A 16,007-nucleotide genomic window follows, 5' to 3' on the forward strand; every position below is an offset into this window, starting at 1 on the left:
GAGATTATTTTATGGAAGAAGCCCAGCTTTTTTCAAATGGTAAAACAAAATGGCTTAAGAAATCAAGGTAGGTATTTTTAGAAAAATCAAAGACTTGAATATCTTTTGATAATTCCCCGTTTCTTATTTTTGTTTTAAAATCAATAAGTTTCAGTGTTTTCACTTCACCATTTTCAATAAAACTAGCTTTCATTCTATCGAATAAGCCCAACTGATATTCTTCATCAATCTCTCTCATTATTTTCCCAAGAGCATCAATACTACATCCTGAAGCCATTTCTTTCTCCTCATCTACACATATAACAATGAATTGATTTTTTTCAATTTTAAAGGATGAGGAAAGGGGTTTTCCATGAGCAGCCCACGTTGCTAAAAAATCGAATAATTTTTCAGTAATAGTTTTTGCTTCTTTGGTTTCAAATGGCCTTGATGCCGGATATATAATAACTCTATAGTCGTTGGTTTCTACAATATTGGATTCTTCAATTTTCATATCCTTTCTATTTAAAGTATAAAATTACGATTTTTTCTTCAGAAAGCGAATGAAGAATATCTTTCAAGAAAATAACTAAGGATTAAATACGCTCAAATACAGCATTATAAGAACCCTCACTTTTGCTTAGTATTTTTGTTTTAGTATAGCCTTTTCCGTGCAATATCTGTATCAGTTCGCCTTCACTATGATTAGAACTCTTTAGCGCTATATTGTTGATTTCTATAATTATTTTAGGCTGATAATGTGTTAAAATATCTGACATCCCTTTTAATGCTGAAAACTCACCACCTTCAATATCTATTTTAACTATATCAATTTTTGTTATTTTCTGGGCCCTTATATAATCATCCAAGCTTACACTTTCTACTATCTCTTTAGCCGTAAAATCATTTAGATAGGATGATGCCATTCCTACATTATCATAATGATCATTATATAGAATTTCAAGGTAACCACTTTTCTCGGAAATAGCAAGATGCTCCAAAGTGACATTCTTGAAACTATTAAGGCTAAGATGTCTGGAGAACTTCTCGTAATTAGGTTTAAAAGCTTCAAAAGCGTACACTTTTCCACCGCTTCCAACAATCCCGGAAGCATTTAAGGAAAAAAGTCCAATATTTCCACCAACATCAATAAAGTTATCTCCTTTTTGTAAGTTAGAACACAAGTAGTCTATTTCAGCTTTTTCGTAATCACCTAAGAAATACAATTGCTGTTGAATCCAATCATCCAGGTCCAGATCAAGTTGAATTGAGCCTCTATAAATAATGTTTTTCTGTACTCCTCGAAAAAGACGATAGGGCTTGAAAATATATTTATGAAAGGCAAAATACTTCTGTCCGAAAAAATGAAAGCTTAAAATAAATTTAAAAAATGAGGCTAAAAAACTTCTCATATTAGTTTTTAATAGGTTGTAAGATGCTGTAATTTTAAGCAAAAAAAACAAAACTCAGGAAGATTCCTGAGTTTTATAATTCTATATAGATTACTTCTTATAAATCGTCTGCTTCAGCAAGAAGTTCTACGATATCTTTTACAGCAACCTCTGTATTTTTGTTGAAATGCTTTACTCCATCTGTCATCATCGTGTTACAGAAAGGGCATCCGGTGGCAATCACCTTAGGTTCAAAAGACAGGGCTTCCTCCGTTCTTTCAATATTAATGTCTTTATTCCCTTTTTCAGGTTCCTTAAACATCTGTGCTCCCCCTGCTCCACAGCAAAGACCGTTTGTTTTGCAACGCTTCATTTCTACAAGCTCTGCATCCAGCTTTTCAAGCAGTAATCTTGGGGCTTCATACTCATCGTTAGCTCTTCCAAGGTAACATGGGTCATGGAATGTGATTTTCTTTCCTTTGAAAGCACCTCCTTCAATTTTTAATCTTCCTTCTTCCATTAAGGTTTTAAGGAATTGGGTATGGTGTACTACATCAAAGTGGCCACCCAGGCTTGGGTATTCATTTTTAAGGGTATTGAAGCAGTGTGGGCAAGCCGTTACAATCTTCTTTACTTCATAAGCATTCAGAACTTCAATATTAGTAAGGGCCATCATCTGGAAAACAAATTCGTTTCCAGCTCTTTTTGCAGGATCTCCGGTACAGCTTTCTTCCTGTCCCAGAACCGCAAATTCAACACCTATTTTATTTAATATCTTGCAAAATGCTTTTGTAATTTTTTTGGCGCGGTCATCGAAACTTCCAGCACATCCAACCCAAAATAAAACTTCCGGGGATCTTCCTTCGGCAGCATATTCTGCCATTGTTTTAATTTGCATTTTCTTTTTGTTTAATTAATAAATTAGCATAATATTCCTTTGCCTTTTTCATGACCTCCACAGGTACTATGGAAACATATAAAGGATTAGCTTCGTCATAATTCAGATACTTCCAGGTATTTCCTGTTGATTTATCATTGAGGGCAAGGATCATACTCTGCTTACTCATTTCCAAGGTTGTATCGTTTAAAAATTTGGCATTCATACCCTGTGCCTCCATCATTCCCAGCATCATTTTCTTTTTATCTTCATCAAAACTCTCTTTCAGAAAGATCATTTTCATCTTCATCAGATAGGTACTGAATGCATATTTGGTATTATCCTGAGTGGTAAAAACATCTGAAACACTGAATATGTTTTTATCAGTTTCTACCAATTCCATTTTGAATTCATCATTACCCTCAAACAGGCTGTTGAAACTGTCAGCCATCATTTTTCTGTCAACTTTTTCAAAAATTGCAGGATGGGTAAGGTCTAGCATTCCCTCGTAGTCTTTCTTTTCAAACAAAGACATAAAGGCTTTTGAATCCTCAAGTATTTTTTTCTGATCTGCAGATTGTGCCATCAAAAAACCGGAACAAATCAATAAAAAAGCAAAAAATATATTTTTCATTTCAAATCATTGGTTTCAATGGGTTTTTCTACAGGGTTTTCTTCAATTTTTTTGCTAACAAAGTAATTTGGAGCAATATAATTCAGGTAAGTGAAAGCGCTATCATAACTACTGCTCTCTGACCTAGTTTTCTGAGGCCCAATTCAAACGGTCAGCTTGGTTATACTGCCAAGGAGCAGCATTGTTTTCCACGTTCGTCATCATTAGGTTTAGCTCTTGTGGTGCAGCAGATTGTTCCATTACCAGGAATCTTCTCATTTCAAAGATAATAGATAGTGGGTCTAACAACACAGGACAAGCATCTGTACATGCGTTACATGTAGTACAGGCCCAAAGCTCTTCTTTTGTGATATAATCGTTTAACAACTTCTTACCGTCATCAACAAATTTTCCGTTTTTATCAATATTTTTCCCTACTTCTTCCAATCTATCTCTGGTTTTCATCAGGATTAATCTCGGAGAAAGCTGCTTACCGGTAATATTAGCCGGACAAACAGAAGTACAACGTCCACATTCTGTACATGAATAAGCATTGAGCAATTGTACCTGATTAAGATCAAAAATATCTTCTGCCCCAAATTTAGACGGAGTATCTGCTTCACTTCCCTCTGCCGGAGCGGCATAAGGATCAGCATTAGGATCCATCATTAATTTGATTTCCTTTGTTACAGAATCAAGATTATTGAATTTCCCTTTTTTCTCAAGATTGGCATACCATGTACTTGGGAAAGCAAGAATTATATGTAAATGTTTTGAATAATAAAGATAGTTCATGAAGAAAAGAATTCCTACAAAGTGGAACCACCAAGCAGCTTTCTCTGTAAAGAATAAAGTTCCGTCACCAAAATTAACGAAAATGGGACCTAAGATGGCTGAACTAATAGGAAAACTCCCATGTTCCGGAAGCAATCCTCTTTGCTGCAATACAAAGTCTGCAGCGTTCATTTTAAAGAAAGCCATCATTAGGGCAAACTCTATGATAAGAATCCAGTTTGCATCATGTTTTGGCCATCCGAAAAGTTCTTTCATGGTTAGTCTTTTAACTCCATAAAAGTTTCTTCTGATGAAAAATACAACTACACCAATAACAACAAGAAGCGCAAGGACTTCCAAGGTTGCAGTAAAGAAATTATAAAAATCATGTCCTAAGATGGAAAGGAAACGGTGCGTACCGAATAATCCATCAACAATAATTTCAATAAGTTCAATATTAATAATAACAAAACCTACGTACACAAAAAGGTGTAGAATACCTGCAACAGGGCGTTTTACCATTTTGCTTTGTCCCATAGCTACTCTTGCCATGGTACTCCAGCGTTCAGATTTTCTATCGCTTCTATTGATCTCGTGACCTAGTCTGATATTTCTATAGATCTTTAACAGGCTTTTGGCAAACAGTCCAAATCCTGCCACTAATAAAATCAGGAAAATAATGTTATCGATGTACTGCATAAGGCGTATTAGTCTTTATTATTTTTACCGAAAACAGAGAAATTAATATATCTCTTAGGGTTCGCTTTCATATCTTCAATCAATGAATTCAAATTCGAAGATGCTGAATTCAGATTATTGTAAAGTTGCTCATCCTTCATCAGTTTACCTAAACTACCCTGCCCTTTATCTATTCCACCAATCACCTGATTCAGTTTTCCTACGGTAGCATCTAGGTTTGCAATAGTTGAATTCAATTGCTTGGTATCAATACTCTGTGCAAGGTTTCCATACTTATCCAAAGTTACTTTTCCACTTTGCATAGTAAGACTTGCATCATCTAAGACCTTTTGAAGCTTAGGATCATTGTGTCCCACCAGACTGTTTACACTTCCTGCTGTGGTTTCTAATGCTCCTACTGTTTTATTAAGGTTGGATAATAAAGCTTTAATTTCAGCTCTATTTTGCGCATCAACGAGTTGATTGGCATTCGTCATTAAGGAGTCTACTCTGTGTAATACAACCTGTAATTGATCTTTAACCGGGCCTACCTGAGAAGAAAGACTTCCCATCATTCCTAGCTTAAATGCACCCATAAGAGTATCACCGTCTTTTGCTTGAGTTCCTCCATATACAAGGTTTACTCTCATTTCTTTCCCAGACATTAATCCAGGTTCGAAAATTTCAAGGGTTGAGTTTTTTGAAAACTCAAACTTGTTGTCCACTGTAATTTTAACGACAAAACTAATTTTGCCATCTTTTGCAGTTTGGGGAATAATCTTATCAACCTGCCCTACTTTCAGCCCGTTAATAGAAACAGCTGAAGATTGCGCAAGGCCCTCTACATTGTCATATTTTGCATAAAATATATTGTCGGTAGTAAAAAGGCTCTTCCCTTTCATAAATTGAAACAACAACACAAAGCCTACGATAGCTAAAAGTGTGATCACACCAGCTTTTAATTCTTTACTGAACTTCACTTGCTAATTTTTTTCTAATAAGCAAATATAGTACATTTTAAATAAATCTTTTCCTTTATTATTCTGCGTTAAATACAAAAAAAAAGCGACAAAAATATTTGTCGCTTTTATATTGATAAGATGAATCTCTTATTGTTGTTGGTTTCCTACCTTGTTCCAGATCTCAATTCTGTAATCCTGAATGTCAGAATTATCCTGAAGACTCTTTAACCAAGCCTGTCCGAACATACCTGCATTTCTCTGGGTAATAGACTCTGTGAACTGCTTAAGATCACCAGGTTGTTTGTTTACTGTCTCTGATTTTTTGATCAATACATAAACTCCTGTTCCTCCTTCAACCGGGTTAGAAAGTTTACCTTTTGCCACACCAAATGCAGCACCGGCAACTTTAGGTTCCATTGAACCGGCAATTGAAGGGTTCAGTAGATTTACCTGAGCAGCTTGTTTTGTAGTAGCAAATAATTTAGCAATCTGATCTAAGTTTGAAGCTTTCGCTCCTGCAATTTTATCAGAAATTTGTTTTGCAGCCAATTTATTTTTAACAAGAACCTCAATTTGGTCTCTTACAGATTCCGGATCAGCAAGACCTGCTTCCTGTTTTCCGTTTAGGTATACTACAATTTTATCACCCGTTCCGTCTACAGTAAAGAATTCTGTATCTCCTTTGGATCTTTTCTTATCGAAAGCCCAAGCCAAGATTTCTCCATCTTTTTCTGTACCTAATCCTTGAAGTTGACCTTCAAATCTCTTTGCAGCTTTAGGGTTAGAGAACTGATAGTTATCTTTTTTAGCAATATTCACAAAATCATTAAATGATTTCCCCTGAACCTGCTGAATGAATTTTCTAGCTTTTTTATCCGTGTCAGCTTCCGTAGCATCTGAAGGCTTGATCTCTTTTACAAGATTAGCTACCTGATAGCCCATTGATCCTGACTTTTTATCTTCAATATTAATGATATGATATCCGAATTGTGTTTCCACAACACCTGTTGCACCTTTAGGATTGCTTGCTAAATAAGCAAGGAACTCAGGAACGAAAGGTGTTTCTGGAGTTGTCCAACCTAGACTACCCCCTTGTGCTGCAGAATTTGGATCACTTGAAAGTTTAAGAAACTCTGTAAATTTAGCCGGAGTTGCTTTTACAATTGCTCCAATAGAGTCAGCTAATTTTTTAGCCTGCTCTTTAGATCTTGTCACACCCTCTCCTGCCGGGCTTCCTTTGAAAGCAATCAGGATATGTCTTGACAATGTAGAATCTGAAGTCTTCTTACCTACAAGTTTAGAAACTACATAGAAGTTTTGCTCCTTGTAAGGACCAAATGTTTGTCCTACCGCAGCTGTTGCGATTTGACCTTGTATGGTTGCAGGCAATTGTGTAGGTTTTACATACTGAGGATTGAAAGGAGAATCTGAGTTTGCCATAACAAACATAGAATCGTTCTTTGTGTTCTGGAAGTTTTCAGTACCTCCACTAGCATCTGTACCTCCTGAGTATAATTTCGTAATTTCCTTTAAAGCCGCTGCATCATCTGCTGCACTTGGTTTAGACGGGAAATATACAATTCCGATATTTCTGCTAGGCTCTGCCTTGAACATTACCGGATGCTGCTTGATGTAGTTCGCAAGATCTTCTGTAGAAACATTGATCTTCGTTTTCTGAAGATATGCTGCATAGTCTACCTTTACGAAGTCGATATCAGCAAGCTGATCTCTTTGCTTCATCAATTCCTCAGCTTCTTTTTTACCCGTAGTGATACCTGCTGAAATATTGGAAAACACCTGTCTAGCCATCAGTCTATACTCAATTGTTTTTTTGGTTTTTAACCATTGAGCATATCCTTGAGGATTGGTGCTTTGTAATGTTTCAATTTCTTTTTTAAGCTCTTGAGTTTTAAAGTTACCTTTCTCATCAAAGAACTGTTGATTTTGGGCAAACATCTGATCATACTGGATCTGGTTCCAGAAATAATCATCAGTCATTTCAAAGCCCAATTTCTCAAACTGTTGCTTGATAAGCTTAGATTGTACAAGTAACTGCCAAGCCTGCTCTTCAAGACCGTTTTTCGGACGACCTTGTTGCTCTGCCTGTTGTTGCAGCACGAAAAGTTGATCATTGAACTCTTCGCGGGTGATTTTCTCACCGTTTACTTTTCCTAAAACGTCAGGATTCTTACCAAAAACCTTGTCGATACTATCTGGGTTTACCAAGAACGCCAAAAGCGCTAGGGCTATTACTCCCATCAAAAGCCAAGGCTTACTCCTAATCTGTCCTAAAATTGCCATTTTATAAATTATAGTTTTTTATCAGTTTGCGAAAATACACATTTTTAAGAAATTACAGAAATAGAAGTTCCTTATTTTAATTTTAAATCCTAAAGATTACATAAAAAAGGAAATTTTGACCATATTTTTTAGCAAAAAACAAATGGCATAAGTATTGTGCATTTTACAACATTATAATATAATGCACGTTTTCAGGCTATATTATAAAAAATCTATTTAACGATTAAAAACGAAAATGACAATTTGTCATTTGATTCATTATGACAGAATTTGAAGATATGAGTTTAGAGGAAATGATCAGCGACGGTTTTGATATTGTAGCTGAGGAAATCAATCTTTCCGACTTTGCAGAGACTGATAAGAATTCCGAACAGAAAATATTCCCGATACTTCCCGTAAGAAATATGGTTATGTTCCCGAATGTGGTGATTCCTATTACTGCTGGAAGAAAAACATCAATACAGCTTATTGAGGAAGCACAGAAGAACGGAGATTTTATTGGGATTATAAGCCAGAAAAACTCTGATCTTGAACAGCCTACTGAGAAAGATATTTATACCACTGGTACACTTGCGAAGATCATTAAGATCATTAAGCTTCCTGAGGGTAATATCACAGCAATTACAAAAGGTTTTCACAGGTTCAAAATCAAAAAAATGACTGATAATCAGCCTTATTTTAAAGCTGAAATTTCAAAATTAAAAGATGCTAAGCCTAAAAATGAGGAGGAATATGATGCCTTGCTGGAAAACATTAAGGATCTAGCTTTAAAAATCATTGAACTGGATCCCAATATTCCCAATGCAGCAAATTTTGCTATCAAGAACATTAACAACAATGATGATCTGCTGAACTTCATCTGTACAAATGCAAGCTTCCCATCTCTTGAAAAGCAGAGATTACTAGAGGAAAGAAGCATGATGGAGAGAGCCAATAAATGCTATGAAATGATGCATGAGGACTTCAGAAAGCTGGAACTAAGAAACCAGATTCATCAAAAAACCTCAAAGGATCTTGATAAGCAGCAAAGAGAGTATTTTCTGAATCAACAGATCAGAACCATTCAGGAAGAATTGGGTGGCGGACCTGAAAGTGATGTGGAAGATCTTATTGCTAAAGCAAAAACGAAAAAATGGAGTAAGGAAGTTGAAGAACATTTCCAAAAAGAAATTGGCAGACTGCAGCGTCAAAATCCTAATTCTCCGGATTACAACGTACAAAGAAACTATCTGGATTTCTTTACGGATCTTCCTTGGGATACCTACACCAAAGATATTTTCGATATTGCAAAAGCTGAAAAAGTATTAGATAAAGCGCACTTCGGGCTGGAAGACATTAAAAAAAGAATCTTGGAGCACATGGCTGTTTTAAAATTAAAAAACAACATGAAATCTCCTATTCTATTGTTGGTAGGCCCTCCGGGAGTAGGTAAAACATCTTTAGGAAAATCTATTGCTGACTCCTTGGGTAGAAAGTATGTAAGATTATCTCTGGGTGGACTTCATGATGAGAGTGAAATCCGCGGACACAGAAAAACATATATTGGTGCGATGGCCGGAAGAATCCTGCAGTCTATTAAAAAATCAGGAACCTCCAATCCGGTAATTGTTTTGGATGAGATTGATAAAATCGGACAAGGTCTTCACGGGGATCCAAGTTCTGCACTATTAGAAGTTCTTGATCCTGAACAAAATAAGTCATTCTATGACAACTTCCTTGAAATGGGATACGATTTGTCAAGGGTAATGTTTATTGCAACAGCCAATTCCCTTTCAACCATTCAAACGCCTCTTTTGGATAGAACAGAAATCATTCAAATTGCAGGATATACGCTTGAGGAAAAGATTGAAATTGCTAAAAGACACTTAATCAAGAAGCAACAAGAGGAAAATGGTTTGGATACTAAATCTTTCAAGCTTGGAAATCCTGAACTTAAGCACATTATCGAAGCTCATACTTCAGAAAGTGGTGTGAGATCTTTAGAGAAAAGGATTGCTTCCATTGCAAGATGGGTAGCGTTACAAACTGCTTTAGTAAAAGATTATGATCCAAAAATTTCCCTTGAAAAAGTGGATGAAATTCTTGGAGTTCCAAGACCGAAGAGTTTATCTGAGATTACAGGAGTTCCCGGTGTAGTAACAGGTTTAGCCTGGACAAGCGTAGGTGGAGACATCTTGTATATTGAAAGTATTTTAAGCAACGGAAAAGGTACATTAACGATGACCGGAAACCTGGGGACCGTTATGAAAGAGTCTGCTACCATTGCCTTAGAGTATATTAAAGCCAAGCATGATGAATTGGGAATTGCTCAGGAAGATCTGGATAAGAAAAACATTCACGTTCACGTTCCTGAAGGGGCAACTCCTAAAGACGGACCATCGGCAGGTATAGCAATGCTTTCTTCTATGGTTTCTTCTTTTAAAAACAAAAAGATAAAGCCGCACCTTGCCATGACGGGGGAAATTACCCTAAGAGGAAAAGTTCTTCCGGTAGGTGGAATCAAGGAGAAACTTCTTGCTGCAACAAGAGCCGGTATAAAGGAAGTAATTCTTTGTGAGGCTAATAGAAAAGACGTAGAGGAAATCAAAAAAGACTACTTGAAGAACCTTAAAGTACACTACGTAAACAGAATGGAGGAAGTCATTGACATCGCCATTGAAAAATAAGGCAACTTATCAATATAACATATTAACTTCTCAATAAGGAAACACGTTCTGATCATTGGAACGTGTTTCTGTTTTTGTATATCAAAGCTTTTCTTTGCTCCATCAGGTGGAATGAAATTTGATATGCAGAAAAAAAATCCACATTGATTGAATAAAAATTTCTTTAATTCAATGGGTTTTGCTTATTTTTATTCCATACTGTAGATTTTAGATTATGAATTTTCTTAGATTACCCTTCCTTGTTAAACTTACGCTCGTTGTTATTTCCATCATCGGCCTTGGCTATCTTTTGGCATTAGGACAGAGCATTTTAGCTCCGTTTTTTCTTGCTTTCCTAATGGCAATGCTGTTTTTACCGGCTGCAACATTTATGGAGAGAAGACTAAGGTTCCCAAGATCTATGTCAACAATGACCTCTGTTTTTATCATGTTAATGATTTTAAGCGGGTTAATATATTTCTTTAGCACCCAATTATCAGATTTCAGTAAAGATCTCCCCCATCTCAGGGAACAGTTTACGACAGTCTTTAATGGCTTCCAGCACTGGATTTCGAAGACATTCAATGTAAAGGTAGATGAACAGGTGGATTATATCAACCAGGGACTGAATAAGTTGCTTTCTTCATCAGGAGCCATCTTAGGTTTTACATTCGGAATATTTTCAACAGGCTTTGGCTTTATCATATTCTTTACCATATTTTTCATCTTTATTTTAAATTACAGAAGACTTTTAAATAACTTTATTATTGCGGTCTTTAATGAAAGACACAAGTCAAGTGTAGAAGAAGCGGTGAATGAAATCCGCATTATGACCAAGAAATATATCTTCGGACTTTTTCTTCAGGTTATTATAGTATCTACGCTTACTTCAATCGTTCTTACTGTTTTAGGAGTAAAATACGCCATTCTTCTGGCTGTTTTAACAGGCTTGCTGAATGTAATTCCTTATTTGGGAATTTTTATTTCTCTAGTAATTTCGTGCTTCATTGCATTTGCCACTTCCAGCCCATCAACCTGTATTTATGTAGCTATGGGCTATATTGCCGTACATGCCGTGGATGGAAATATTGTTCTTCCATTTGTTGTAGGTTCTAAGGTAAAGATCAATGCTTTATTTTCATTTGTGGGAATTCTTTTGGGCGAACACCTTTGGGGTATTGCTGGAATGTTTCTTTGTATTCCAGCCATTGCCATCATTAAAATTATCTGTGAAAGGGTGGAGGATCTGAGACCTTGGGGTAAATTGCTTGGTGAAGAAGAAAAGCCCAATAAAAAGAAGAAAAGTTATAAAATTTCAAAGAATATTACCCTGAAAGAAATGGATTGATAATGATCAATAAGTGATGAAAACATCTATTTAGTTGAAATCATTACAATTGATTCATAATAAACTTTAAATAAAAAAGACTGCCTTGAAATAAGACAGTCTTTTTTATTTTATTAAGGAAGAGCGCAATAGGGGCTCATTCCGTTTGGACAGGTTTCTGTACAAAGAATATTAGATTGTATATCAGGGCAGTAACCATAATCTTCTCCTCCACCTCCCGGGCCTCCTCCTAAACAAGGATCACCTGGGGGAATCTTACACGGACATCCTATAGGACCGATATCGCATTTCCCAATACCTACTCCACCTTGAATTTCTCTTAAAGATGTACGGTTTAATTTTTTAAGATTTTTCAACATAATATTATCAGTTTAATTTGTATTTCAAATATAAATAATAAAATTGTACAAAATCCAACATTAACCTACCATTAACACAACCCTATTCATTTTTTATTAAAAATGAATGATAAAATAATATTTTTATTTTACATTAGATATAAAATATTTAATCATGAAATATATAAAATTCATTCTATGCCTCTTATTCGGAATTATGTTTATCAATGCAGGATTAGACAAGTTTTTTCATTACAATCCAACCCCGCCACTTACTGAAGCCCAAATGAAAATTTATGCTGCATTTGGAGAAATAGGCTGGTTACTACCTTTAGTGGGAGCTGTAGAGGTAATTGGAGGACTATTATTCATTTTTCCAAAAACAAGAGCATTAGGTGCTATCGTTATACTGCCGGTATTAGTGGGAATTTTAATCCATAACTTATTCAGGGATCCATCAAATATAGGCATTACAATTTCTGCTGTACTGTTCATTATTAATATCTGGATCATTATTGACAATAAAGACAAGTATAAAAACCTAGTGGGCTAACCGGTAGTAATTACTATCTATTACTTTTTACACAAATGCACTGAATCCTGTAATCGATCGTCCTACGATGAGCGAATTGATCTCTTTTGTTCCTTCGTAAGAATAAATTGCTTCAGCATCAGCTACAAAACGGGCAACATCATATTCCAGCAAAATACCGTTACCACCCATTACTTCTCTTGCTCTGGAAACAATATCTCTTGTTCTCAGGGTACAGAAAACCTTGGCCAGTGAAGCATGCTCATCCTTTAAAATTCCTTCATCCTGCATTTCAGACAGCCTGAAGACCATAGTCTGCATGGCCGTAAGATTGGATAACATTTCCACAAGATGCCCCTGAATCATTTGAAATGAAGCAATAGGCTTTCCAAACTGTTCCCTTGTTCTGGTATATGCCAATGCACTTTCATAGGCTCCTCTTGCACAACCTGTTGCCATCCAAGCTACTCCAGCTCTTGTCATTCGCAGCACCTTTCCTGTATCTTTAAATGAATTAGCATTCTGCAAGCGGTTTTCTTCTGTAATCAGGCAGTCTTTCAAGGTAATTAACCCGTTCTGAACTATTCTGAGCGCCATTTTTCCCTTGATTTTTTCAACAGAATATCCGGGATTATCTTTTTCTACAATAAATCCTTTTACCTCTCCACTGTCTAAATCTCTTGCCCAGATGATAACGAGATCTGCAAAGGTTGCATTTCCTATCCATTTTTTCTGTCCGTTCAACACCCAGCCCTCTTCTGTTTTTTTACAGGTTACCGTTAAGCCTCCCGCAGCTCCGGAGCCAACTTCCGGCTCTGTAAGTCCAAATGCCCCTATCTTTTCAAACTTCTGCATCTGTGGAAGCCATTTCTGTTTCTGTTCTTCTGAGCCACAAATGTATATAGACCCCATTGCTAATCCAGACTGTACCCCGAAAAAAGTAGCAATGGAAGCATCAATTCTCGCCATTTCCATTGCAATGACCCCTTCCATCAGGAATGGCATTCCCGGACATCCGTACCCTTCGTAAGTAACTCCACAGATATCCAGCTTTTGGAATTTTGGGATTAATTCAAAAGGAAATTCATCTCTTAGCCAATAATGATTCACCAAAGGTTTCACCTCTTTTTCCATAAAGGCTCTTACTTTCAGTTGAATTTCTCGCTGCTCAGGAGACAAGGTATGGTAGATGTCATAAAAATCTCCATCAATGGGAGGAAGTTCTTTCTTTTTCTTATCAGGATCAAGCATTTTCATAAGTCCTGAAAGCTGTTTATCGTCCAATTTTGAAAAATTATGCATCAGTTTGGGCAAATCTACTTTTTTAGAGATGGCGCTTAACTGGTCAAAATCTATGGATGTAAACAATCCTATTGCATTTCTGATTTTGGAAAAGGTATTTGACATAATGATATATTGTGATTTAGTTTGTAAAAAGATAAGCAAAAATTACTCCGAAACCAAGTCACCACCCAATATACTATTTTACAAAACACTAATATTCAGCAAATTAAATCAGAACATTTCCTTTACAAACTTTTTACTTTTGATTTTCAAGCATTACAAAAGATCCTGACAGAACTTTGACTCAAGCAAAACCTCAAAAATAGTACACTATGAAAACAACTTACATTAAATTATCATTATCTGCAGTTCTTCTATTGGGAATTTATTCATGTAAAAAAGGAGAAGCCAGTACCAATGAACTTAGTAATTATGCAGTTGCTGATTCTGCCGCAGTTACAACATCAGACAGCATTTCATCAGCTGCGAGCATGGAAGTAAAGGACAAGCAGTTTATCAAAACAGCAGATGTCAATATGGATGTAAAAGATGTGTATAATGCTACCATTGCCATTGAAAAATCAGTTCAGGAGCTTGGAGGTTTTGTTACCAAAAGCAATCTTCAAAGCAATGTTGTTTCTGAAGACACCTACAACACTTCTGACACGGAAGCCATGCTCATCAAAAAATACAAGAGTGAAAATACAATACAGGTACGAGTACCCACTGAAAAACTGGGAGATTTTTTGACAGCAATCAATACGAACAAATTGTTTCTCAACTCACGAACCATTAATGCAGAGGATATAACGGCTAATATCAAATACTCCGAACTGGAAGCAAAAAGAAACCAAAAAACTTCTGAAAACATTGATAAGATCAAAGCTAATAAAGACAAGGTAGCATTGGGCAATGAGAATATGTCTGAGGGAAATCTTCAAAAGCTAACTACGATGAACATGGCAGACAATCTGAAATACAGCACTGTTGATATTTACATCAAGGAACCAAAATTACGTGTTGCAGAAATTGCGGTTACCAACAGCATTGACAATAAATACAGATACAATTTTATCTACGATGCTAAAGATGGCTTCGTTTATGGATTCTACCTGATTCAAAGAATCTTTGTTGCACTTATTAACATCTGGCCACTCTTATTAATTGCCGGCGGACTGATCTATTTTTTCAGAAAAAGAAAAGCCATAAGACCTGAGCAACCTAAAATCCAGGAATAAAAACACCTAACCAATTGGTTATCATCATAATTTTAGATTTTACAACCTCCTATTTATGGGAGGTTTTTATTTTTTTGAAAAAAAACTGTAACGATAATAATACTGTCCTTACCTACTATTTAAAAGAACAGAAAATCAAAAAATAAATAATATGAAAAATTTAGTAAAACTTGGATTCACAGCATTATTATCAATGAATTTCATGACTTCAGCAGCGCAGGATAAGAAAACGGACAACGACAACAGCCTGCTGTGGGAAGTATCCGGAAATGGACTTTCTAAGCCATCTTATATTGCCGGAACATTTCATATCTTATGCAACAAAGATTTTGATATAAAACCTAAGATTTGGAACGCGCTTAATCAATCGGAAAATTTTGTTATGGAGATCAATTACACCGATCAAAACGAAATGGGTGCCATGCAAAAAATGATGTCTGCAGATAAAAAAATATCTGAACAACTTACTTCTGAAGAGGCCGCAGAACTGGATAAAGTACTTGTCAATTATGGAGCAGATCTGAAAAAAGTTGACCGCTACAGTCCACAGGCTCTTTACGCTCTTGTAGCAACAAAGGCCATCCCATGTCCTCAGACTGAAGTGAAAATGTATGAAATTGAACTTCTTAAAGCGGCTTTAAAAAACAAAAAAAGTGTGAATGGGCTAGAAAAAGTTGATGATCAAGCATATGCAATTGGGGAAGCATACAACCTGAAAGAAGTAATATCCCAACTGAAATTAGGTAATGAATATGCCATCACTTCACAAAAAATGACCGAAGCCTTTAAAAATGAAAATCTAAAAACCTTGGACCAGCTTATTAAAGACCCAAAATTCATGAATAAAAAACAGGAAAAATTAATGCTGACTGACCGAAATATAAAATGGGCAGAAAAAATGCCCGCGATAATGAAGAAACAAAGCTCTTTCTTTGCCGTTGGAAGCGGTCATCTTTGGGGAAAGAACGGGCTAATCAACCTTTTGAAAGCAAAAGGATACACTGTAAAACCTGTATCAAGCTTATAGTGATAACTAAACCATGAAAC

General features: G+C 36.0%; 14 protein-coding genes. 5 read left to right on the forward strand and 9 right to left on the reverse strand.

Annotated features, from left to right (window positions below; genetic code table 11):
• Nucleotides 1-4: 4 nt before the first annotated feature.
• The 7 genes from EG359_RS13360 to EG359_RS13390 form a co-directional block, all read right to left on the reverse strand.
• On the reverse strand, nucleotides 5-493 hold the full coding sequence (locus EG359_RS13360) for a hypothetical protein (RefSeq protein ID WP_076356999.1): 489 nt from the start codon (nucleotides 491-493) through the stop codon (nucleotides 5-7).
• Between the two features lie 82 nt (nucleotides 494-575).
• Nucleotides 576-1,391 carry an FkbM family methyltransferase gene (locus EG359_RS13365; protein ID WP_076357001.1) on the reverse strand — a complete coding sequence of 272 codons (816 nt, stop codon included), beginning with the start codon at nucleotides 1,389-1,391 and terminating at the stop codon, nucleotides 576-578.
• Nucleotides 1,392-1,488: 97 nt separating this feature from the next.
• Nucleotides 1,489-2,268: a (Fe-S)-binding protein gene (locus tag EG359_RS13370; protein ID WP_076357003.1), complete on the reverse strand. Its 780-nt coding sequence runs from the start codon at nucleotides 2,266-2,268 to the stop codon at nucleotides 1,489-1,491.
• A complete protein-coding gene (locus tag EG359_RS13375) occupies nucleotides 2,258-2,881 on the reverse strand; it encodes a hypothetical protein (protein WP_076357005.1) in 624 nt (207 codons plus the stop codon). The genes EG359_RS13370 and EG359_RS13375 overlap by 11 nt, the downstream gene beginning before the upstream one ends.
• 123 nt (nucleotides 2,882-3,004) lie before the next feature.
• The gene (locus tag EG359_RS13380) at nucleotides 3,005-4,333 is read right to left on the reverse strand and encodes a (Fe-S)-binding protein (protein ID WP_076357007.1); all 1,329 of its coding nucleotides are present in this window, start codon (nucleotides 4,331-4,333) and stop codon (nucleotides 3,005-3,007) included.
• Between the two features lie 8 nt (nucleotides 4,334-4,341).
• Nucleotides 4,342-5,292, reverse strand: a complete 951-nt coding sequence (locus tag EG359_RS13385) for an MlaD family protein (RefSeq protein WP_076357009.1) — start codon at nucleotides 5,290-5,292, stop codon at nucleotides 4,342-4,344.
• Between the two features lie 129 nt (nucleotides 5,293-5,421).
• Complete coding sequence (locus tag EG359_RS13390; RefSeq protein WP_076357011.1) at nucleotides 5,422-7,575, reverse strand: peptidylprolyl isomerase; 2,154 nt, start codon at nucleotides 7,573-7,575, stop codon at nucleotides 5,422-5,424.
• 260 nt (nucleotides 7,576-7,835) lie between these two features.
• Here EG359_RS13390 and lon point away from each other — a divergent pair, with 260 nt between their 5' ends.
• Together lon and EG359_RS13400 are read left to right on the forward strand one after the other, a co-directional pair.
• Nucleotides 7,836-10,241, forward strand: a complete 2,406-nt coding sequence (gene lon / locus EG359_RS13395; RefSeq protein ID WP_076357013.1) for an endopeptidase La — start codon at nucleotides 7,836-7,838, stop codon at nucleotides 10,239-10,241.
• Nucleotides 10,242-10,455: 214 nt separating this feature from the next.
• Nucleotides 10,456-11,568: an AI-2E family transporter gene (locus EG359_RS13400; RefSeq protein WP_076357015.1), complete on the forward strand. Its 1,113-nt coding sequence runs from the start codon at nucleotides 10,456-10,458 to the stop codon at nucleotides 11,566-11,568.
• 113 nt (nucleotides 11,569-11,681) lie between these two features.
• Here EG359_RS13400 and EG359_RS13405 read toward each other — a convergent pair whose 3' ends face one another.
• Nucleotides 11,682-11,927 carry a bacteriocin-like protein gene (locus tag EG359_RS13405; protein ID WP_076357017.1) on the reverse strand — a complete coding sequence of 82 codons (246 nt, stop codon included), beginning with the start codon at nucleotides 11,925-11,927 and terminating at the stop codon, nucleotides 11,682-11,684.
• Between the two features lie 154 nt (nucleotides 11,928-12,081).
• On the opposite strand from EG359_RS13405, the gene EG359_RS13410 reads away from it, so the two are divergent.
• Nucleotides 12,082-12,459, forward strand: a complete 378-nt coding sequence (locus EG359_RS13410) for a MauE/DoxX family redox-associated membrane protein (RefSeq protein ID WP_076357019.1) — start codon at nucleotides 12,082-12,084, stop codon at nucleotides 12,457-12,459.
• A gap of 27 nt (nucleotides 12,460-12,486) precedes the next feature.
• On the opposite strand, the gene EG359_RS13415 is transcribed toward EG359_RS13410, so the two are convergent.
• Nucleotides 12,487-13,845 carry an acyl-CoA dehydrogenase family protein gene (locus EG359_RS13415; RefSeq protein WP_076357021.1) on the reverse strand — a complete coding sequence of 453 codons (1,359 nt, stop codon included), beginning with the start codon at nucleotides 13,843-13,845 and terminating at the stop codon, nucleotides 12,487-12,489.
• Between the two features lie 209 nt (nucleotides 13,846-14,054).
• On the opposite strand from EG359_RS13415, the gene EG359_RS13420 reads away from it, so the two are divergent.
• Together EG359_RS13420 and EG359_RS13425 are read left to right on the forward strand one after the other, a co-directional pair.
• Entirely contained in the window at nucleotides 14,055-14,960 is a 906-nt protein-coding gene (locus tag EG359_RS13420; protein ID WP_076357023.1) for a DUF4349 domain-containing protein, read from the forward strand.
• Between the two features lie 151 nt (nucleotides 14,961-15,111).
• A complete protein-coding gene (locus EG359_RS13425; RefSeq protein WP_084180540.1) occupies nucleotides 15,112-15,987 on the forward strand; it encodes a TraB/GumN family protein in 876 nt (291 codons plus the stop codon).
• Nucleotides 15,988-16,007: the final 20 nt, after the last annotated feature.

Origin of the sequence: Chryseobacterium joostei, from assembly GCF_003815775.1 — a bacterium.
GTDB lineage: Bacteria > Bacteroidota > Bacteroidia > Flavobacteriales > Weeksellaceae > Chryseobacterium > Chryseobacterium joostei.